15 protein-coding genes and 2 pseudogenes are annotated in these 21,074 nt (G+C 37.3%); 10 read left to right on the forward strand and 7 right to left on the reverse strand.

Going from position 1 to position 21,074, the window contains the following annotated elements; genetic code table 11:
- Nucleotides 1-34: 34 nt before the first annotated feature.
- Both Q360_RS0105915 and Q360_RS0105920 read left to right on the forward strand, forming a co-directional pair.
- The gene (locus Q360_RS0105915) at nt 35-1,066 is read left to right on the forward strand and encodes a sensor histidine kinase (RefSeq protein ID WP_156950020.1); all 1,032 of its coding nucleotides are present in this window, start codon (nt 35-37) and stop codon (nt 1,064-1,066) included.
- Nucleotides 1,063-1,794 (forward strand): LytR/AlgR family response regulator transcription factor, encoded by a 732-nt coding sequence (locus Q360_RS0105920; RefSeq protein ID WP_027076273.1) that lies wholly within the window; start codon nt 1,063-1,065, stop codon nt 1,792-1,794. Before Q360_RS0105915 ends, Q360_RS0105920 begins: the two co-directional genes overlap by 4 nt.
- A gap of 218 nt (nt 1,795-2,012) precedes the next feature.
- Here Q360_RS0105920 and Q360_RS0105925 read toward each other — a convergent pair whose 3' ends face one another.
- The 3 genes from Q360_RS0105925 to Q360_RS22455 form a co-directional block, all read right to left on the reverse strand.
- A complete protein-coding gene (locus Q360_RS0105925) occupies nt 2,013-2,918 on the reverse strand; it encodes a hypothetical protein (RefSeq protein ID WP_027076274.1) in 906 nt (301 codons plus the stop codon).
- Nucleotides 2,919-3,119: 201 nt separating this feature from the next.
- Entirely contained in the window at nt 3,120-4,181 is a 1,062-nt protein-coding gene (locus Q360_RS24475) for a DJ-1/PfpI family protein (RefSeq protein WP_051554587.1), read from the reverse strand.
- Between the two features lie 80 nt (nt 4,182-4,261).
- On the reverse strand, nt 4,262-5,359 hold the full coding sequence (locus Q360_RS22455) for a GlxA family transcriptional regulator (protein WP_316931503.1): 1,098 nt from the start codon (nt 5,357-5,359) through the stop codon (nt 4,262-4,264).
- 214 nt (nt 5,360-5,573) lie between these two features.
- On the opposite strand from Q360_RS22455, the gene Q360_RS0105940 reads away from it, so the two are divergent.
- From Q360_RS0105940 to Q360_RS0105960, 5 genes are all read left to right on the forward strand, one after another.
- Nucleotides 5,574-6,863 carry a serine hydrolase domain-containing protein gene (locus Q360_RS0105940; protein WP_027076275.1) on the forward strand — a complete coding sequence of 430 codons (1,290 nt, stop codon included), beginning with the start codon at nt 5,574-5,576 and terminating at the stop codon, nt 6,861-6,863.
- 49 nt (nt 6,864-6,912) lie between these two features.
- The gene (locus Q360_RS0105945; RefSeq protein ID WP_027076276.1) at nt 6,913-7,785 is read left to right on the forward strand and encodes a helix-turn-helix domain-containing protein; all 873 of its coding nucleotides are present in this window, start codon (nt 6,913-6,915) and stop codon (nt 7,783-7,785) included.
- Between the two features lie 277 nt (nt 7,786-8,062).
- Nucleotides 8,063-9,355 carry a DUF5690 family protein gene (locus tag Q360_RS0105950; RefSeq protein WP_156950021.1) on the forward strand — a complete coding sequence of 431 codons (1,293 nt, stop codon included), beginning with the start codon at nt 8,063-8,065 and terminating at the stop codon, nt 9,353-9,355.
- Nucleotides 9,352-10,515, forward strand: a complete 1,164-nt coding sequence (locus Q360_RS0105955) for a TIGR03364 family FAD-dependent oxidoreductase (protein WP_027076278.1) — start codon at nt 9,352-9,354, stop codon at nt 10,513-10,515. The genes Q360_RS0105950 and Q360_RS0105955 overlap by 4 nt, the downstream gene beginning before the upstream one ends.
- Nucleotides 10,508-11,191, forward strand: coding sequence for an HAD hydrolase-like protein (locus tag Q360_RS0105960; protein ID WP_027076279.1), 684 nt, complete (start codon nt 10,508-10,510; stop codon nt 11,189-11,191). The genes Q360_RS0105955 and Q360_RS0105960 overlap by 8 nt, the downstream gene beginning before the upstream one ends.
- Here the strand turns inward: Q360_RS0105960 and Q360_RS0105965 are convergent.
- Entirely contained in the window at nt 11,184-11,750 is a 567-nt protein-coding gene (locus tag Q360_RS0105965; protein WP_027076280.1) for a helix-turn-helix domain-containing protein, read from the reverse strand. The two genes, Q360_RS0105960 and Q360_RS0105965, sit on opposite strands and share 8 nt — an antisense overlap.
- A 263-nt stretch (nt 11,751-12,013) precedes the next feature.
- On the opposite strand from Q360_RS0105965, the gene Q360_RS0105970 reads away from it, so the two are divergent.
- From Q360_RS0105970 to Q360_RS0105980, 3 genes are read left to right on the forward strand one after another with little or no spacing between them, the layout of a single operon-like run.
- On the forward strand, nt 12,014-15,199 hold the full coding sequence (locus Q360_RS0105970) for a SusC/RagA family TonB-linked outer membrane protein (protein ID WP_036195225.1): 3,186 nt from the start codon (nt 12,014-12,016) through the stop codon (nt 15,197-15,199).
- Between the two features lie 11 nt (nt 15,200-15,210).
- A complete protein-coding gene (locus Q360_RS0105975) occupies nt 15,211-16,650 on the forward strand; it encodes a SusD/RagB family nutrient-binding outer membrane lipoprotein (protein ID WP_027076282.1) in 1,440 nt (479 codons plus the stop codon).
- A 12-nt stretch (nt 16,651-16,662) separates the two neighbouring features.
- On the forward strand, nt 16,663-17,724 hold the full coding sequence (locus Q360_RS0105980; RefSeq protein WP_027076283.1) for a hypothetical protein: 1,062 nt from the start codon (nt 16,663-16,665) through the stop codon (nt 17,722-17,724).
- 315 nt (nt 17,725-18,039) lie between these two features.
- Here the strand turns inward: Q360_RS0105980 and Q360_RS22460 are convergent.
- From Q360_RS22460 to Q360_RS0106005, 3 genes and pseudogenes are all read right to left on the reverse strand, one after another.
- Nucleotides 18,040-18,913, reverse strand: a pseudogene (locus tag Q360_RS22460) (IS1595 family transposase).
- A 209-nt stretch (nt 18,914-19,122) separates the two neighbouring features.
- Nucleotides 19,123-19,701 (reverse strand): hypothetical protein, encoded by a 579-nt coding sequence (locus tag Q360_RS0106000; protein WP_245603198.1) that lies wholly within the window; start codon nt 19,699-19,701, stop codon nt 19,123-19,125.
- Between the two features lie 137 nt (nt 19,702-19,838).
- Nucleotides 19,839-20,246: pseudogene (locus Q360_RS0106005) on the reverse strand (phospholipase D-like domain-containing protein).
- Nucleotides 20,247-21,074 lie beyond the last annotated feature (828 nt).

The raw sequence follows: 21,074 nt of genomic DNA on the forward strand, positions 1-21,074 counted from the left end.
TCGGTCACGTTTAAGCGTAAACATTTTGAATATTGTGAGAAAAGAATTTTCGTTAGTCCTCATTTTCTATGTCTTTATGGGCATATTGTATTATGCAGCACTGGTCATCGATATCGGTATACGGACCCAGCATTGGGCAGTTCTTTTAAACTACTCACTAAAAGCATTATTGACGATACCAATATGGTGGCTTTTCTTTAAACAGCTAGATCATATTTCTATTTGGAAAAAAGGACTGTTACACTTGGTTGCTATGCCACTATTTACTTACATATGGATAGTCATTTATTATGCCTTATGTGATAGGTTGGGTATCTTTCGTTTTCGTGGTTCTAGGGAGGTTTGGGATTTTTATTTAACCACTTCTTTCTATTGCATTCAGTTCGGGATATTTCATTTATATGTCTATTCCAAACAGTTAAAAGCGCAAGAATTGCTCGCAGCTGAACTTAGTAAACTTAATATGCAAAGCGAACTCTCCGCATTAAAAGCACAGCTCAATCCTCATTTTCTGTATAATGTGTTTAATACCATAAATGCAGCTATTCCTACTACAGCAAAAAATGCACGGAATATGGTAAACGAGCTTTCAGATTTGTTTCGCTATCAACTCAAAGCATCCCGTGAAGAATTAGTTCCGGTAAGGGAAGAAATCGAATTTGTTCGAAAGTACTTAGATTTAGAAAAGGAGCGTTTTTCCGAAAGACTTCATTACGAAATAAACGTAGACTCAGAAACTCAGGAAGAATTGATACCGCCCATTATCATACAACCTATTGTAGAAAACGCCATTAAACACGGACTGTCTTCACTTATTGAAGGGGGTATTATAAAAATTGATGTTCATCGCTATAAAAGCATGTTGCAGTTCTCAATTTGCGATACAGGAAGAGGAATTGGCTCAAAGGGTAAAGGGGAGCTATTGGATAAAGGGGTGGGTCTTTCCAATACTAACGAAAGATTACTCAAAATGTATGGTACGTCTTTAAAGTTGACGAACAATAAACCCCGAGGGCTTTGTGTGAGTTTCTCTATCCCATTACGTAAAGAAATACAAGAGCAATGAAAAAGGTAATAATAGTAGATGACGAAAAACCAGCACGCTCACTTATAAAGGAGTTTTTAGAATCCCATAAAGACTTGGTGATTATAGAAGAATGCAATAATGGCGTTGATGCGGTAAAGGCCATCAACACTTTTAAGCCAGACTTAGTGTTTCTTGATATACAAATGCCTGGATTTACTGGGTTTGAGGTGTTACAGCGATTGGAAGAAATGCCTCAGATTATCTTTTCAACAGCTTACGACCAGTATGCATTTAAAGCGTTTGAGGTACACGCTGTAGACTACCTCTTAAAACCCTTTAAGCAAGAACGGTTTGACGAGGCTATTCAAAAAATAATGACCAGTGATAGCGGTTATCTATCTCAGATAGAAACATTAGTGAAAGGCTTAAATGAACAGGAAACTCACTTGACCAATATTTTAGTATCTGTAAAAAATAAGCTCATCAATATTCCTGTAAATACTATTATCTATATTAAGGCTGATGGTAATTATGCTAAGCTTATTTTAGAGAAAAACTCACATCTTACCAGCTACGGTCTTTCAAAATTGGAACAAAAACTGAACGCACGGCAATTTATCAGAGTGCATCGCTCGACAGTAATCAATATCAATGCAGTACAAGAAGCGTACAGTTACCCTGCTAATTATGAATTAATAATGACTAACGGAGATATGGTAAAAGTAAGCCGTAGTTATCTGGGAAATATTAGAAAACTTATTGTTTAAGTTTTTTTGAGACGAGTTGTCTAGATAAAAGTGGGTTTAAATGTAATAGTCCAATGAAGTGAATATACCTTGATTTAAACCTTTAAGTATTAAATTATTACTTTCTTGGGAAGTGTTAAATATGTAAATGATAGTTCAAAGATTAGAATTATATGTGGGCTTAATTGAGCTTTAGTGATGTGAATCAGAACTTTTCATTGAACATGTTTTTGTATCTCCTATTCGCCTTCTTTATACAAAAAATCTGCTGCAGCTTTGCTCATTCCTTTATAGTCATGCCCAATATTTGGAATAATTTCTAAGCTCCAGTTAAATTCTGAGTTCAATCCCAATGCAATTTTCTCTGATTCTCCATAAAAATATTTTCCTCTTGCAAGTCTATGTAAACCTTGTATATCGACTTCAGGCGAACGTCTTAAATCACCTCTAGTTTCATTTGCATCATCCTTTTCTCCTAAAAAAAGAATCAGGTTAGAAGTGAAATCTATTTCGTTTGCTGAAGTATTACTGCCTTTAAGTCCAACCGGGAAATTATCCAAATCTGTTGGTACGGTATACCATCCAGAATTTGATGCTAAAATTCTATTGGCTTTATGCTGAGACCTGAAAATTGCCAAGCGATGTAAAATTTGACCCCCTGCGGAATGTCCGAATATATCATAATTATCAACATTCAGATTTAGTTCCTGTTTTGCTAAATTAAATATCCGATCGAAATCATTGTAAATCCATTCATCTGTATTTTGACTTATTTTAAAATTGGTCATAGCAGTTCTTTCCTGGTTTATTTCTAGATCTGTGATCATTCCAGCTAAGTTATAGCTCCAAAATTCAGGATAATAATCTTCAGAATAAGCAGGTGCAAGTACTAGAATATTATATTTTTCAGCTTTCTTAATCCAAGCGTCGCGGTAGTCATCTCCATTTCGACCCGCACCGGGTAACACAATTATCATTTGTGATTCAGGTTTTAGATTTTCCGGTTTGTAATAATGAATGGTTATTGCTCTTCTTTTTTGAAAACCTCCTTCAATTAAAAATTTTCCACTTCCGTTCTGAATGTTTATTTCATTTATTAGTAGTTCTTTTTCTGGGATTAGCTCACTTTTTTTTATGAGGTTCATTGCGCAATGAGGGCATATTCCAGCTTTATTGAAAGTCAGTTCGTCACATGATAAATCGCATGGTTTACAAACGTATTCCATTGTTTGGCTTTTGCAAGAAAAGCGTGTGAGGATGATTAAAATAAATAAAATTATGGATTTCATGGTTGACTATTTTGAATGATTCAGGTTGATAAATGCACTCACATATCAAGATTGAGACTATAATTTTTTATATAGAATTGAGTCGGCTTCAGAACTTCGATAACCTGTGATTATATTGTTTTTATTCCTTTGAAAACTTACGTGTTGACCATTTACACCAACAAAAATATCTGGATTTAGATAAAACAGCGGATATTTTTGTCCATCAAGAATAGCGTAGATTGAGTTTTCTCTTTGATTTAACTCAATTTCAACTTGCCCATTGTTCTCGAATTGATACCTGCCAATGTAGTCTTCTAAATTCTTTATTTCCATGTAATGACTATATGGATTATCATTGGTCAATAAAAGCCCTTCTCCCGGTGTCCATTTATCATATTCGATGTTGTAAGCTACTTTTCTGGCATTATTAAAACCTTGAATTTTTGCCACAAGATGCAAAGCACCATCAATGCCTGCGGAAATTCCAGCCGTGGTAATAACCTTTCCATTGTCTACATATCGTACATCTTTTAGCACCTTAGTTTTGGGATATTTTTTTTCAAATTCGTTTAAGGCCGAATGAAAGGTAGTAGCCGTTTTGTTCTGTAGAATGCCAGCCTCGGCGAGAATGAAAGCCCCCGTGCAGACGGAAAAATAGTATTCAATATTTTCTTGTTTTTTTACCCAGTCGATGACTTCTATATCCTGATAGGCTTTAGAAACGTTTCCCCCAAAAAATGCAAGAATATCGGCCTTTGGAGCGTCAGCAATGGCATAATCAGGAATAATATTCAGAACGCCTTGCGATGTTATGGTCTCTTTCGATTTAGAAACGGTAAAAACTTGGAAACCAGCATATGAAAATACTTCCATAGGCCCGGCAAAATCTAAAACCTCTACCCCGTCCTGTAAATAAAAAGCAATTGTTTTGTTCCGACTATTTTTAAATGTCTCCAGCTCTTTTTTATGGATTAAACTCGTGTTACAATGTTCACAGCTTCCAGGGTTCTCAAATGTTAGAGAATCACATACGCTATTACAAGGCGGACATATATAAATTGGACTTGTTGCAAGGTTCGTTTGTGAGAAAGTAAATTGAACAACTACCAAAAAAATCATACAGCGTTTCAATGTCATGAATCGAAGGTTTAATTATGAAAAGCAAACCTACATGAAAAATCAAATTGATGAAAGGACAACCATACTCAGAATAGGGACTAATCTTTTAGAGATTGGATTTCCATAGGCAGTATTCCTCGATGTTTTCTTAGTAAGTAACGTAATTGATTTACACTTTTTAAACCACATTCCTTAGCTACTGCACTTACTTTATGACCATTTGACAAAAGGGCGACTGCTTTCTCTACCCTTAATTTTTGGAGATATTCACCAACAGTAATCCCAGTCGTTTTTTTGAATAATCGAGTAAGGTTTCTTTTACTCATATACACCTGGTCAGCCACATCTTCGTTCGTTGGTGTATCTGCCAAGTTATTCATTAAATAATCCTGCGCATCGTGTATCCGATGGTTTAAGTGGTTTCTAAATTGAAGAAAAATACTTAACTGAGGGTCTGAAGCACTTCTTCTAAAATAAATCACCACCTCTTTAGCAATTTCAAGGGCCATTTTTGTTCCGAAGTACTTTTCGATGATATAAAGTGAGAGGTCGATTCCCGAAGAGACCCCGGCACTAGAATGAATATTGTTCGTGGTCACAAACAACCTATTCTTTTCAAGTTCTACTAAAGGAAATCTTTCAGAAAACTCTTCGTAATACTTCCAATGCGTGGTACAACGATTTTTATTCAAAATTCCTGTTTCCGCTAAAAGAAAGCTTCCGGTACAGACAGAGCATATGTCAGCCCCATTCTTATTTTGGGTATTGACCCATTTTAGAAAGGGTGATATACTTTCCAGAAAGTGAGCATCCGATAGCAATCTATACTCCATTCCTGGGATAAAAATTATGTCATTTTGGCTTAACTCAAATTTATCAAAGTGCTCAAGTCGATTAAAATGAAGACCAGCACTACTTTCTATTTCAATTTGATTGTTGAGCGATACAAAGTGTAATTCCAAAGGAGCCCCAAATTCCTTTGCTTCATAAAAAATATGTGCAGGGCCGTTGATGTCCAAAAGATGTACTTCCGGAGGTATAATAAAGAGGGCTTTCTTGATAAGGATATAATTTACTTTGAAAAGTAATGAAAATATAACGGATGATGTTTCAAAAAGTCTAAATATAGTTGGGTTTAAGTATACTAGTTCAATTAAGTAGTATTTAAGCTTAATTGAATTCTTTGAGTAGTAAATAAGTTATTTTTATGAATAGTGTTAGTGTATAAAACTGCTTGTTCGAAGAGTATAAAAAACATAGAATTAGATGTATCGAGCTTGTTATCGCTTTATTAGTTCTTGAGTTATTATTTTGGCAATTTCACTACAAAAAAATTAAGTGGCGTGCGAGTGGCGCCTCATTTATTAGAATATAATCCCTAATCTTCGTAAAATCGCAACAAAAACTCGTATGCGCACTTTATTTAAAACTGTTTTGCTAATAGTATCCTTATCTCTTTTGTGGGCAATTTTCATTGTCTTTGGAACATTAAGTGGCTGGTGGCATAAACCTATTACGGATTCAAATAACCCAGATGATTTCATAACAGAAGCTAAAAAAGAAATAGACAAATCTTTCGTTGGTAGCTTTGCTATGGCTTTAGTTGAAGATGGAGTGGTTTATGATGAATATTTGTTTTCGTTAGACAATTCAGTAAACAGAAACACAGCTTTCCAAGCAGCCTCTCTTAGCAAGTGGGTAACTGCTTGGGGCGTCATGTCCTTAGTAGATAATGGTAAACTAAACTTGGATGAGCCTATATCCAAATATCTAACAAGATGGCAGCTTCCCAAAGGAGAGTTTAATAATAATGAAGTTACAGTAAGACTCTTGTTAAGCCATACAGCAGGATTAACCGATGGTCTAGGATACGCAGGGTTTTCTCCAGAAACACCTATTCAAAGTCTTGAGGAATCTCTTACTCGAGCCTCAGATGCTTCCCCCGGTGCCAACGGTGAAGTAAAGGTGGGAATCAAGCCTGGTTCAGAATGGATATATTCTGGAGGAGGCTATACTTTGCTTCAGTTACTTGTTGAGGAGGTAAGTGAAACATCTTTTCAAGATTATATGAATGAAACTATATTCAAACCCTTGGGGATGATAAATTCAACATTTGTTTGGGACGATACCCTGAACTCAAACCTAGCCATATTTTATACTCAAGATGCTTCAATTGCAAAACATTATAGATATACTTCGTTGGCGGCAACTTCATTGTATACCTCACTAAATGATATGGAACTTTTTGTTAAAGCTCATTTTGAAGGAGTCCATAAAGAAGTTAAAGGGAGGGGGGTACTAGGTGTAAATACTCTTAATGAAATGATAAAACCACATGCGTATCAAATGGGAGCTGCTATTTGGGGGTTGGGCACGATGTTATACGCAGATAATAACCAAAATGGTTATGTAATTGGTCATGACGGAAAAAATGAGCCGGCAATAAATACGGCAGTTAGATTAAATCCAGCCACAGGGAACGGTATTATCATTCTTGAAATGGGAAATCCGCTATTGGCTACTGAAATTGGAGGCGAATGGATTTTCTGGAAAACAGGAAACATAGATTCATTATCATTTATAATGCTTATCGAACCAATCAAAATTTGGGTAGGTATTGGCTGGTTGGTTATTTTATCATTTGTAATAGCACTTAAAATGTTAAAAAAGAAAACGAATACAGATGTGAAATATAAATAACCTGAACCATCACAAATAAATTACTTTTGATATTGAAAATATCTATAAAATGCATCAGCCCCTACTAGGCGAAAAAATTGTACAATTAAGAAAGGGACTTAACCTTACACAAGATGAACTAGCAAAAAAAAGTAACCTGGGACTACGAACCATTCAAAGAATTGAATCTGGTAGAGTAATGCCTAGAAACTCAACCATCGATTTATTACTTGACTCTTTGGGAAAGGACCGCCAAAGCTTAGGGAGCAACATGATAAAAAAAGTTTCACTTCAAAGCAGGCTTGCTACTTTTTTTCTGGTACCACATTCCACAAATAGCAAGCTACACTCTGTGCTACAAACAGCATGGATAGCTGGTATTTTTTACTTTTTGATTCTGATTGTTGAGGATGGCTTGGAGTATCTTGTTTTCAACGAGACCAAAATTAAAACTATATGGAAAGCGTCCTATATATTAATTAAAATATGGGTACTCGTCTCATTCACTTTATTCATGAGAGGATTTACAGCATTGTCTAAAGTGTTTGAGAATTCTCTTCTCAGAATATCCTCTTACCTGATGATTGGATTAATGATTGGAATAGTTTTTTCTGATATAGTAAAACTGATGATTATTGAAAATGGTGATCTAAAAGTGATTTTGACCATCAGTAAGTCGATTATGGCCGGAATTACTAGTTTATTATTTGGAGTTGTACTTCTTAGATTACAGGATAGCCTTGGGATTCTTTCAAAATATGCAGGTATCATAGAGGTTATACTTGGAAGTTGTTTTATAGTTGTCTATTTATCACCTTTAGCACTAGCTCTATTAGTTCCTGCGACCGTCTTGGAAATTATAATTCTTTACAAAGGGTATGAATTTATCAATTTAGAATCAATGGGAGATTTTCAAAATTCAAAAAATAATGATAATCACTAGTAAGAACCTGTTACTCTTTCTCGATTATGACCTTCTTCTTTCAAAATATTAAAGCTTTCTTAAACGCTCATAAAATTATTTTATCGAGCATTATGTAATTGGGAATGACCCTTAACACTTGTGTAAATTGGATTTTAAACTTGTGTTAATTCCCCCGTAGTAACTCCCCCTTCCATTAATGATTTTATAACAATCAAATAACATCAATTTAGTTACTAATAGTCAAAAAATTAAGAATATTGCGGAGTAAAGTTTACCATAAGTAAACTATCAGCACATGACTTCAAGTAAAACACAATCAAATTCTAAACTTTTATTATTTGGCTCTTTGACTGCCTTTGGTACTTATTTTTGTATGTACGCCTTTAGAAAACCGTTTACAGTAGCCACTTTTGAAAATTTAGTTTTTATGGGTATGGACTATAAAATTATTCTAATTATCACTCAAGTTTTAGGGTATGCTTTTTCAAAATTTATAGGAATAAAGCTCATTTCAGAACTGCCTGCAAACAAACGTTTGGCGTATCTGCTCTCGATGATTGGTCTTGCTGAAGTAAGCCTTGTTCTCTTTGGATGGATTTATGCTCCTTACAACATCATCTTTATGTTTTTTAATGGGTTATCGTTAGGAATGGTCTGGGGCGTTGTGTTCTCGTATCTAGAAGGTCGTAGGTTTACCGACATTTTAGGAGTCGCCCTGTGTTCCAGTTTTATAGTGTCAAGCGGTGCCGTAAAATCAGTAGGCTTGTTGGTAATGAATAGCTGGAAGGTTCCTGAGATATGGATACCAGCGGCCACCGGCGCTTTGTTTCTAATTCCTTTCTTTATTTGTGCCTTTTTTCTGAATCGGATGCCACCGCCGACCGAAGAGGATGAAGTTTTGAAATCGAACCGGAAGGCCATGACTTCTGATGACCGAAAAAAAGTCTTGTTCAGGTTTCGGTTTCCACTGTTGATTTTGATAGTATTCTATGTTACTTTGACTGCCTTACGGGATTTTAGGGATAATTTTTCAAGGGAAATCTGGGATGCTCTGGGTTATCAAGATAATGCAGCTATATACACAATATCTGAGCTTCCAATCGCAATTCTCGTGTTGTTGATTATGGCTTCTATGGTTTTCGTGAAACAGAATGAAAGTGCATTTAAATACTATCACTACCTACTAATTGTAGGAGCTTCCATAGTCGGCCTCAGTAGTTTTTTCTTCCAAATAGGGGTAATATCCCCTTTGATTTGGATGATACTGGTCGGTTTTGGGCTATATCTTTGTTATGTACCCCTTAACGGTTTATTCTTTGACAGAATGATAGCTACTTTTCGTGTCAATGGTAATTCCGGTTTTCTGATTTATGTAGTTGATGCGTTTGGTTATAGCGGCAGTATAGGCGTTTTGCTCTTTAAAAATTTTGGAAAGGGAAATATTTCTTGGCTAGATTTTTTCATTAATGGCACCTACTTAGTCGCTGTATCAGGGGTCGTTTTAACTATGATTTCATTACTGTACTTCAGTAGAATACATAAGGCTATAAACCCACATAGAGCTCATTTTAAAATTGTTGAACAATGAATATTAAATATGATTTGATTGTTGTTGGCGGAGGCGTCTTGGGTACATTTCATGCCTATCATGCCTTAAAAAAAGGGCTAAAGGTCGCGTTACTGGAAAAAGATCAGAAACCCCAAGGGGCAACCGTACGTAATTTCGGACAGGTGGTTCCATCAGGTATGAATACGAAATGGCAGAATTTTGGCAGAGAAAGTCTAAAGATATATCAGGAAATACAATCGGAGTTCGATATTTCTGTTCGGCAAGAGGGAAGTATTTATTTGGCCTCGAACGAAAAAGAGGTGCAGCTGCTAGAGGAATTACATGAAATTAACAACGCTAATAGCTATACCTCGCAACTCTTTACTAAAGATACATGTCTAGAAAGATATCCTAATTTAAGAAAGGATTATATCAAGGCAGGACTATTTTTTCCACAAGAAGTAATTATCGAACCACGTTTGATGATTCATAGATTGCATAAATATCTCATAACCGAAGGATTAGATATTTATTATAGCACAACAGTTTTGGAATGTGATTCACTACACAATGGTGTGCATCTGCATACATCGAGTAAGGACACCATCGTAGCTGAAAAAATACTCATCTGTAACGGAAGTGAATTCAAAGTATTATATCCAAAATTGTTTGAGGAAAGTGAACTTGAAGTATCGAAACTACAGATGATGCAGACCAAACCACAGCTCAATTATCGCCTAAAAGGCTCAATTTTAACAGGACTATCGATTCGCCGCTACGAGGCTTTTGCCGAATGCCCGTCACATCAAGCTATAAAAGCGGAGGAGGCGAAAGATTCTTTGGTCAAAAAATGGGGCGTACATATTCTTTTCAAACAAGCGGCCGATGGTTCTATCATTTTAGGCGATTCCCATGAATATGCCGCTGTTGAAGATATAGATTCCTTAGGTTTTGATAGTTCTAAGGATATTGATAATTTTATCCTTCAAGAATCCAAAAAGATATTTAACTTGCCTACTTATGAAATTCAGAAGCGCTGGCTTGGTTTTTATTCCCAATGTAAAAATTCCGATATTTTTGAACATACCATAGATAAAAACATTCATATCGTTACCGGAATAGGGGGCAAAGGTATGACCGGTAGCGCAGGTTTCTCAAAAGCGAATATTGACAAAATTTTCAATTTACAAAATGCATAATATAGAATTACTTGTATTTGACATGGCTGGCACGGTAGTCAACGAAGAAAACGTTGTGTATAAGACCTTACAAAAAGCTATCAATAAATACGGTTACGAACTCGGCCTCAATTTTGTTTTGGAGCATGGTGCAGGAAAAGAAAAACACCAAGCCATCAAAGATATTTTGTTACAAGCAGATTATGATGAAATAGAGGAACGCTCTGCTGTGATATTCGAAGTGTTTAAAAAATTCTTGAAAGAAGCGTATGATAGCTTAAACGTCACCTCCTTTGAAGGTGTGGAAGACTTATTGTCTCTAATTTGGGATACCGATATAAAGATTGCCTTGAATACAGGCTATAACGAGGTGACTGCCAAAAAACTACTCTGCAAAATGAATTGGAAAAAAGGGACACATTATGATGCCCTCGTAACTGCGGATGATACTAAAAACGGTAGGCCACATCCCGATATGATTTTAATTGCCATGGAAAAACTGGGGGTTGCCGACCCCTCAAAAGTTTTGAAGGCGGGCGACTCCATTATCGATATTGAAGAAGGTAAAAATGCCAAGTGCGGTCTTACAGTGGGTGTTACTACCGGGGCACATAGCAGAAAACAGTTAGAATCTGCAAACCCCGATTATGTGCTTGATTCACTATTTGAATTAACACGTATTATTAAATTTAAATAAAGAAATATAATACCAACATTTTAGCGGAAATTTCACCACGATTGATAGGTACATGCGGCAAACGGCCATCAAAAAAAATAGAATCACCTTCCTTCAACAAAACTTCTTCACCGTCAATATCATAGCCACATTCTCCGGAAAGTATGTATTTGAATTCATAGGCATCAGTAGTTACTTTATCTCGTTTTGATTTTGCGGTAACTTCCAAAAGCACAGCTTCAAAACCAAGGGAATTTAATTGCTTGCCAAAAATATATTGGTATGTAAAACCTTTTGCATCATCCTCTTTTTCTATTAGGCTGTTTTCTTTGGCTCTTGAGATTATGTAATTGGCACCATTTCCATGCGGCATTCCATTAAAAAATTCAGCGACCTCTATATTCAATTCATTAATGATTTTCAATAAAACTGGCAAGGAGGGAATCGTACGTCCGTTCTCGATACGTGAGATAAGTCCACCTGTAACCCCAGCGCCTGCGGCAATATCACTAATAACTCTACCCGACTGTTTTCTAATTTCTTTAATACGTTTCCCAATACCGATGAGATAGTCTTCCATTGTAGATATTTGAGACTAAAAATAGCATTTAAAATGGTAGGGCTGCTTGTATTCTTAGATTAAATGATACACGAAACTCCTGCTAAACCCCTAAAAACGGGAGCTTAATATTTTAATAACAATTTGCATATTTGTAACTAATGTTCTTCTAACGGTTTTATAACATTTTACTACCCATAGCATAATGTAAACAGCATATTTATTTCACTTTTCTATAAGATATTTGCTTCTTAGTAATTAACCAAAGTTTACAAATACGAAAAATGAAAAAAACATTATTTTTAATTTTATTTGCTGTTTTGGCAAATACTTCGGGTTATGCCCAAACGCAATTTACAGGCACGGTACTAGACGAGCTTGACACTCCTTTGGCCGGGGCATCCGTTGTAATTCAGGGTAGCTCCTCAGGAGTCGCAACCGATTTTGATGGAAATTTTGAAATTGATTTGTCCAACGGAAATGAAAATTTAATTATATCCTACATAGGATATGTATCACAAGAATTTAACACCTCCGGTAAATCGACTGCTGTAATCACCCTAGAGCCCGATGCTGAAAACTTAGAAGAGGTTGTAGTGACTGCATTGGGAATAAAAAAGAAAAAAAAGAGATTGGGTTATGCAGTGCAGGAAATACAAAACGAAGATTTGGTCACCGCCCGTGAGACTAATATCACTAACTCATTGGCAGGCCGTGCGGCCGGAGTGCAGATCACAGGTGGTAGTTCAGGCGTAGGTTCTACTTCGCTAATTACCATTCGTGGGGAGGGCTCTTTGATTCCAGGCAACAATTCCCCTCTTTTTGTGGTAGATGGTATACCTATCAGTAATCGTACAACAAGTAATCGCTCCGAAGGCAACTTGGAAATCGATTTTGGAAACGGTGCACAGGACATCAACCCTGACGATGTGGAATCGATATCCATATTAAAAGGGCCGAACGCAACCGCCCTATACGGTTCCCGTGGATTGAACGGTGTTGTTTTAGTTACTACCAAATCTGGTAAAGGGTCTAAAGGATTGGGAATCAGCTTTACGCAAAACATCACTTTTGAAAACGCCCTACGCATTCCAAAGTACCAAAACCAGTATGGTCAAGGTGCAGGCGGTGAGTTTTCTTTTGGTGACGGTTTTGGTGCGGGAACCAATGATAATATTGACGAGAGCTGGGGACCGCGCATGGACGGCCGCTTGATTGCACAGCATAATAGTCCTACCAGTAGTGGTTTAAGGGCAGGTGATTTTGCGTTAAGGCCCCGAAATGCCGATGGCACTTTTGCTGATACGATTGAACCGACTCCTTGGGTTGCCAATCCCAACAATATCGAGGATTTCTTTGAAACCGGCACGACCAACACGACCAACCTTTCGCTGACAGGAGGCAATCAGTTTGGTAATTTTCGATTATCATTGACCAATTTGGATAGTGAAGGTATTCTTCCCAATATGGACTACCAACGAAAGACCTATGCCTTGAGTGGAGCGTACAATTTGAAACCTTGGCTTAAGGTTTCTTCTTCCATCAACTATGTCAATAGCGGAAGTAATAATCGCCCGAACAACTCCTATGGTACGGAAAATATTATGTATCTGTGGGTCTGGTTCGGTCGTCAGATCGATATGAACTCGTTACAAGATTATTGGCAGCCCGGTCTTGAAGGTCGTCAACAGTTTAATTATAATTATAACTGGCATGATAACCCATATTTCACCTTGAACGAGAATACCAACGGATTCAGCAAGGACAGGGTCTTTGGTAATGCGCGTCTCGATATAGATATTACCAAAAATTTGGCCTTGATGTTCAGAACGGGTCTCGATTATTTTGGGGAGTTGCGAACAGGTCGCCGTGCCTACAGTACACAGCGTTTTGCCCGCGGTCAATACCGAGAGGATGATATTTTCTTCAAAGAGCAGAACACAGATTTCTTATTACAGTACAATAAAGATGTGAACGATGATTTTAATATGGGATTATCGTTCGGAGGAAATATCCGCGAAGAAGAAAATCGCTTCAAACGAATTAGCGCAAATTCACTTTCCATTCCTGGAATCTACAATTTTGCAAATTCAGCGGAACCCTTATCAAAAACACAGTTCAATGACATGCGAAAGGTAAATTCGTTGTATGCATTTGCCAATTTCTCCTATAAAGACTATCTCTTTTTAGATGTTACGGGCAGAAACGATTGGTCCAGCACCCTTCCTATAGATAATAATTCGTATTTCTATCCATCGGTTGGTTTAAGTGCCATATTATCAGATATGTTCACCTTGCCAAAGGCGGTTTCGTTCTTTAAGCTACGTGGTGGTTGGGCAAGTGTTGGTAATGATACCGACCCTTACGCTTTACGGAATACGTTTTCGTTCAATGAACCATTTGGAAATTCTCAAAGGGTAAGTGCCTCGGATATATTACGGAACGAGGAATTGTTGCCGGAACAAGCAACCTCCTTAGAAATCGGAGCTGATTTACGTTTGTTCAACAATCGCTTGGGTCTTGACGTTTCTTGGTACGATGCTACTACTAAAAACCAGATTTTAACCTTACCGGTAACTAATACCTCGGGCTTTAGTTCTCGCATCATCAACGCTGGAGAAATTCAAAATACAGGGGTTGAAGTGGTATTGAATGCAACTCCCGTCCAAACGGAAAATTTCCGATGGACGACCACGGCGAACTTTACCCGTGCAAGAGGCAAGGTAAAGTCATTGACAGAAGGTTTGGACACCTATGAAATATCGAATAATTATTTAAGTGTTCAGGCAAAAGTAGGCGGTAGAATGGGAGATGTCTACGGAACGGGTCTGGTAACGGTTGACGACCCCAACAGCGAATTCTTCGGACAAGAGGTACATAATGAGGATGGGTATTCATTACGCGACCCTAATTTGAAGTTGTTGGGGAATTATAATCCCGATTTCACTTTAGGACTTCAAAATACCTTTACCTACAAAGGTTTTAATCTTGGCGTTTTGTTCGATTGGCGCCAAGGAGGAGTCATCATGTCTCGAACTGTATTGATTGGTGGTACTTCAGGTATGATGGACTTTACCGCCGTCGGTCGTGAAGAAGGGATTATATCTGAAGGGGTAATACAAAACGCGGACGAAAGCTACCGGCCTAACGATGTACGTTTGAGCGGTCGTGACTACTACTGGTGGCGCTATAATCGGGGTAATGAAGAAATCGGAATGTTCGACGCTTCCTTTTTAAAACTCCGCGAAGTTAAAATCGGGTATAACATTCCTCAGAAAGCATTAAAAAACACCTTTATACAGTCCATAAGCCTCTCCTTAGTGGGTAGAAACTTAGCGCTATGGACCGAGAATCCACATTTTGACCCAGAGACCATTTCTTTCAACGGTGGTACAATTGTACCCGGAGTCGAAGATATGGCCTTGCCGAGTTCAAGCAGCTACGGCTTCAACCTAAACGTAACCTTCTAATATTTAGAAAAATGAAAAAGTATAGCATAATAATAGGTATCGGCATATTCTTATTTTCTATAGGATGTACCAATGATTTCGAGGAAACAAACGCCAACCCCAACCAACCGGAACAGGTAAGTGGAGATTTACTGCTGTCTACCGTAATTTCTACGGTGGCCAATCAAAGCGCACAATCGGGCTGGAGCAACGGTAATATTGTAGCGCAATTGGCCGCAAAAATTAATTTTACTGGTTTTGATCGCTATGAATGGGGCTCCGAATCTGGATTATGGAATACCTATTACGGTATTCTACCTGAGATCGATTTGATTTTGCTGAGTGCACGTGCCGAGGAATCAAAGAACACCTCATACGAAGGTATGGCGTTAGTCATGCGCTCGTACGTATACGCAAACCTGACCGACAACTGGGGCGATGTGCCTTTTTCAGAAGCGGTCAAGGCTATCAATGACAATTTCACCCCAATCTATGATACGCAAGAGGCCATTTATAATGGTATTCTGACTGATTTGCGGACTGCGGAAGTTCTCTTGGAACAAGGGCAAACCATTTTGGGTGGTGATATCCTTTATGGTGGAAACACAGATAATTGGGTAAAATTCGCAAATTCGCTGCGGTTGCGTTACCTGATGCGTGCTTCTGGCAAATTGGATGTAGGTGCTGAAATCCAAACTATTCTTAATTCCGGAAAGTTCATCGCGACCAATGAAGATAATGCAGTGATGGAATATCCAGCGACCACTCAAATCGATTCATGGCCAATAAGTACCGGCCGTATTGGTGGTTTTGACGAACGTCGTTTGAGCGAGACCAGCGAGGGTGTTTTAAAACAATTCAATGATAATCGCTTGCAACGGTGGTTTCAGCCGACCGATAACCCTAATGACGACCCAACTTTATTTGCAGGCATGACCAATGGATTATCCGAGGATAAAGCATCAAATTTTAATGGAGGGGCTAACAATGTATCACGTATCAATCAAAGTTTTTTCTATGATTCTCCTAGCTTGGTGCAGGCGGCTATAATTCAAACCGCTGAAGTTCATTTTATTTTTACCGAGGCTGCCCAAAGAGGATTGATATCCGCTGATGCGGAAACTCTTTACAATGAGGGTGTTCGCTTGTCTTTTGAATATTGGGAGGTCGAACAGGATGTTAACGCCTATTTAGCGCAAACAGAGGTTGCCTACAACGGGGAATTAGAAACTATTTTGACACAAAAATGGCTAGCTTCCTTTTTAGTGGGTTATGAGGGTTGGTATGATTTCAGAAGAACAGGACTACCATCGGTAATTGTGCCTGGACCTGATAATGTTAATAATGATGCCGTGCCCGTCCGCTTTTTATATCCGGATTCTGAGCAGACCTTAAACGGAGAAAACTACAAAGCCGCAGTCTCAAGAATTGGTGGCGACGATATCAATAGCAAGGGCTGGTGGGAAGAATAAACTAAAAACAAAATGAAAAAAATAACACTCTTTATTTACAGCTTGCTATTCTTGGTAATGGCAAAATGCGTAGCCCAAGAAAATACAAAAGTAGTCTTGATTACTTTGGATGGATTACGTTGGCAAGAACTTTTTTCAGGCGCTGACCCGCTTCTAATTGCTAACAAAGAATACGTTAGCGATACCACAGGGCTGAAAGAACATTTTTGGCATGATTCGGCTAAAGAACGCCGAAAAGCTTTGTTTCCTTTTGTGTGGAAAGAAGTTGCGAAAATCGGGCAAATTCACGGTAACAGGAATTTGGGCAGCAAAGTGGATTTGACGAATAAAATGTGGTTTTCGTATCCGGGATACAATGAAATCTTATCCGGTAAAGCCGATGATGCCAGAATCGATAGTAATGATAAAATTCCCAACCCTAACAAGACGATTTTAGAAATTACCAATACTGATTCTCGTTACAAGGGAAAAGTAGCGGCTTTTGGAAGTTGGGACGTTTTCCCCTATATCGTAAACGAAGAACGTTCTGGTATTCCTGTAAATGCAGGTTTTGAACTAGCAAACGGTTCTGACTTAACGGAACGAGAACAATTTTTGAACGCGTTGCAACCCAGAGTTCCGAGTCCGTGGAGTACGGTACGTTTAGATGCTTTTACACATCACTATGCTTTGGAACATATGAAAACGAAGCATCCTGAATTGGTTTACATCGCTTATGGAGAAACGGATGATTTCGCTCATGACGGTGATTATGAGGCCTATTTAAAATCGGCTAACAATACCGACACCTTGATTCAAGAACTTTGGCATTTCACCCAAAACGACCCATTTTACAAAGACAATACAGTTTTCATAATTTCTACGGATCACGGTAGGGGTGCCGAGGACCTTAACACTTGGACAGGCCATGGAAGCAATGTCAAGGATGCTGGTAGTGTTTGGTTGATTATGTTCGGAAAAGATGTTGCAACCAATGGGGAGGTAAGCAAAAACGAGCAGCTTTATAGCAATCAAATTGCACCTACAATTGCTGATATTTTGGATGTGAAATTGGATGGAAAAGCGCTAAACTAAAAGTGTTTCGTCAGTTGTTTGTTTTAAATAAGCAAACGTTGAAGTTTAGTTAACCTTAAGTATTTATACAAGGTCTATTTTTATAATAATAGTTTGAGTTAGTTTGTTAAAGCCGATATGTCCTTGATATATCGGCTTTTTATTTCAAACATTTGAACTAATTAACGTGAGTTTTGATTATGTATAATAGCAGTTTACTTTAAGGCTGTGACTTGCACCAAAATTCAAAAGGCATTTAAATATTTGGGTTTTTAGAGTGTTTTTTTCTTAATAGATAGCGCTTCTTGATATACAATTATAGAGGTCAGTAGTTAGTTACTTATTAATTTTATCTCCTTGCACCATTTTGACTATTAGATTGTTGAAGATGGTAGCTTTGCTTTGAGACCTATTAATCCTAAAGCAGAACTCGTTGAAATAGCTGTTCAGATTAGCATCCCTCACCCAAGAATAGGTTGTTCTTATCCAAGACTTTACTTGATGAATCATTGTATGAAGTGCCTTAAAATTAAGTCCTTGTTACTTTTAATTTGTGTTATGTCAAATGCTTTCGCAATAGGGCTATATCCCCGCCATTTATCCAGTGTCACTTTAGCTTCTGAGCTAATATGGTTAACAAACATGTATTGTAAAGATGGAGCGGAGAAATTCGCTATTTTCATGGCATACATCCGCTTTACTTTACCGTCCTTGGTCAAATGGACAGCTGTTGCCACCTTCTTTTTCTTACCATCGTAACTTCACCCTATTTTCACTGCTTCTCTACCGCCAAGTACGAATTCATCGACATGGACATCACCATCCATAGGGTTATTTCCACTAGAGGCAATAGCTTCTCTAACTTTCAGCATAAATAATCTAGCGGTCTTTTCTGTCACGCCATAACGTACACCCATATACGTTGCCGATAAACTTTTAGTACCCGTGGCCATTTCAAAGCAAATGAAAAAGACCTTTCTAACATCGAATTTAACTTTATGAAGTATAGTATTTGCCGTATCGGATTCCTTATGTCAACAGATATTGTATTGGCGTGCAAAATCAACCTTTACCTAACAAGCAGTATGATTGCACTTAAGGTATTTATATGTATTTCGTCCCTTTAAACCAGCTAGATATTCTTTACAATCCAAGTCCGTTTTAACCAATCAGAGAACTCTAGAATGTTTTGACCCTTAAATAGGGCCATAATTCAATCTATTAACCCATACTAAAGACAAGCACTTATCTATTGGCCTCTGTACAATTATATCTGATTGTCTTAATCTTTGGGTCTATATTCAAGAGTAATATCCAATAGAGGGTTAATGTTGTTACTATCGAAAATTTGTGAATATTCCAGAACTTTAAAAAAGCTAAACGCTTTTCGGAATGGGAAGGGTTTGCTAAGAATTCTAATTAGAAATCCGAGGTTTCCGCCTCGCGTTCCTCAACCAAGGTCATAATCTCAACAGGAGACAAATAGTATTTTTTGAAACGTTCTTTATAGTCTAGTTCGATGCCTGCATTTTTCAGAATAAAACGTTTTGTTTTCAAGATATAGTCTTCCATACCCGCTGTCACGGCATAGGAATCTGCCGCACGTTCTGCTTCTTTGATATAACTGCCTGAAAAACTATATTTGATTCCGAACCAGATAAGATTTAAACTACTACGATGTTTATAATCTGTAATATGACCCAATTCGTGCCCTAGCCATCCAATCAGGATATCGCTATCAATGTCGATAGTCTTAAATTTTTTTCCAGAAATTTTTATGTCTTCACTAAGCAATACGAGGTAGTTTCTCTTTTGCTTGGATTTGAACAGGCTCCAAAATACGGGTTGCGCCAACATGGTAGACTTGCGAATATTCTTTTTAAATCGAAATTCGATGTGTGTGTTTTCGAGTTCTGGGTAGTGGGACAGTACTATACCTACCTCTTGTTTAATGGTTTCGGGAATAATATGTTGTGCATTCACCTGGTTAATAATCATAAATACTAGAGTTGAAATTAAAAATCTCATCGTTTTTGTTGTTTGCTTGTCCCTTATAATTAAGGACTAAAAAATTTAGCTATACCTTCCAAAAGAGGCTCCCAAACAGGTCGGTCTTTAAAGCTTACGTAATATAGTCATTTGTAATCGGCACAAATTCCATCGAACTCTTTCTGTATTTGTAAAGCAAAGTCTGTCCCGTATAGTACTGTATTCGTCTCAAAATTATGTTCAAACATGCGATAATCAAAATTATCTGAACCAATTTATAAAATTTCTCTGTTGATGACTTTCATTTTACCATGCGAAAAATTAGGGTGAAGGTAAATTTTCACACTGACTTCTAGCAGTTGTTCATACCTAGAGGACATATTTAATTTTGCCATTTTGGAATCCCAAAACTCAGGAACCAATACGCGTATTTTCACCTCGCTCAACGCAGCTACAATCAATACTTGTAATACGGCCCTATCATGAATAAAATAGGAATTTGCAATGCGCACCAAATTTTCAGTACTATTTATTATAGAGATGTTTTGTTGCAAGTTTAGATAGGAGCTGCAGGCATAGTGGATATGATTTTTTAGCGAGTTTTACCACCTGCTTTCATTCTATTTTAAATTCAGTTCTGCCTGATTCCTAGGGGGCATCTTATTCTCAAACCTTTTTACTCAAATAGTATTGTAAGATTTTATTTGAAAGGTGTTTCGGCCTAAATCGAAACTGTATTGATTCTTATGCTTGGAAACTATTAATCGTAAGGAATGTAATAAAACAGAGTGGTAGTAGCTGAATTAATTTTAGCCTAAAGTTCAAAAGATAGTACGTAGCATCAAAATTATAAATGAAGGGAACATCTTTTATACTTTTCTATAGTCTATTTCAAATAATAAATGTTCCTGGTTTAACTTGGGCTCTAGCCCATTCCATTTGGGTTTTAAGGATTAGGCGACTGACTAAGATAAAATGCAAAATGTTTTACCTATGTTGTACCTAAATAAAAAAGACAGTTACAATAAAATATAACTGTACAAATATCAAGTATCGAGAGGGGGCACGATTCCTCGACCTCCGGGTTATGAATACACCTCTCAAATCAAAAAATGCCTATAAATGGCCTTTTCGGGATGCTATTTTATAAAATCGTGTTCCAAAACGTGTTCCAAAACGTGTTCCGTTTCGTGTTCACTATTGTAAGTAATAAATTTAATTTCAATTTACAATAAGTTTTGATTTACATGAAAGAAATACGGCCTCTTAATACCTAGACATTCTCTTAGTTAACAGGCTATTTTTATTAATAATTATATAGCCTTTATTCAGGACGGGTCATAATAAAGGCTAACGTTGTTGTACAAGATTAGTTGCGTATT

Origin of the sequence: Maribacter antarcticus DSM 21422 (assembly GCF_000621125.1) — a bacterium.
In the GTDB taxonomy this organism is placed as follows: domain Bacteria; phylum Bacteroidota; class Bacteroidia; order Flavobacteriales; family Flavobacteriaceae; genus Maribacter; species Maribacter antarcticus.

Bases quoted from the DNA above. Each gene is read 5' to 3' on its own strand.
- Q360_RS0105920 (WP_027076273.1), top strand. From the start codon at position 1,063: ATGAAAAAGGTAATAATAGTAGATGACGAAAAACCAGCACGCTCACTT.
- Q360_RS0105925 (WP_027076274.1), bottom strand. From the start codon at position 2,918: ATGAACCTCATAAAAAAAAGTGAGCTAATCCCAGAAAAAGAACTACTA.
- Q360_RS24475 (WP_051554587.1), bottom strand. From the start codon at position 4,181: ATGACATTGAAACGCTGTATGATTTTTTTGGTAGTTGTTCAATTTACT.
- Q360_RS0105940 (WP_027076275.1), top strand. From the start codon at position 5,574: ATGCGCACTTTATTTAAAACTGTTTTGCTAATAGTATCCTTATCTCTT.
- Q360_RS0105945 (WP_027076276.1), top strand. From the start codon at position 6,913: ATGCATCAGCCCCTACTAGGCGAAAAAATTGTACAATTAAGAAAGGGA.
- Q360_RS0105950 (WP_156950021.1), top strand. From the start codon at position 8,063: ATGACTTCAAGTAAAACACAATCAAATTCTAAACTTTTATTATTTGGC.
- Q360_RS0105955 (WP_027076278.1), top strand. From the start codon at position 9,352: ATGAATATTAAATATGATTTGATTGTTGTTGGCGGAGGCGTCTTGGGT.
- Q360_RS0105960 (WP_027076279.1), top strand. From the start codon at position 10,508: ATGCATAATATAGAATTACTTGTATTTGACATGGCTGGCACGGTAGTC.
- Q360_RS0105965 (WP_027076280.1), bottom strand. From the start codon at position 11,750: ATGGAAGACTATCTCATCGGTATTGGGAAACGTATTAAAGAAATTAGA.
- Q360_RS0105970 (WP_036195225.1), top strand. From the start codon at position 12,014: ATGAAAAAAACATTATTTTTAATTTTATTTGCTGTTTTGGCAAATACT.
- Q360_RS0105975 (WP_027076282.1), top strand. From the start codon at position 15,211: ATGAAAAAGTATAGCATAATAATAGGTATCGGCATATTCTTATTTTCT.
- Q360_RS0105980 (WP_027076283.1), top strand. From the start codon at position 16,663: ATGAAAAAAATAACACTCTTTATTTACAGCTTGCTATTCTTGGTAATG.
- Q360_RS0106000 (WP_245603198.1), bottom strand. From the start codon at position 19,701: ATGATTATTAACCAGGTGAATGCACAACATATTATTCCCGAAACCATT.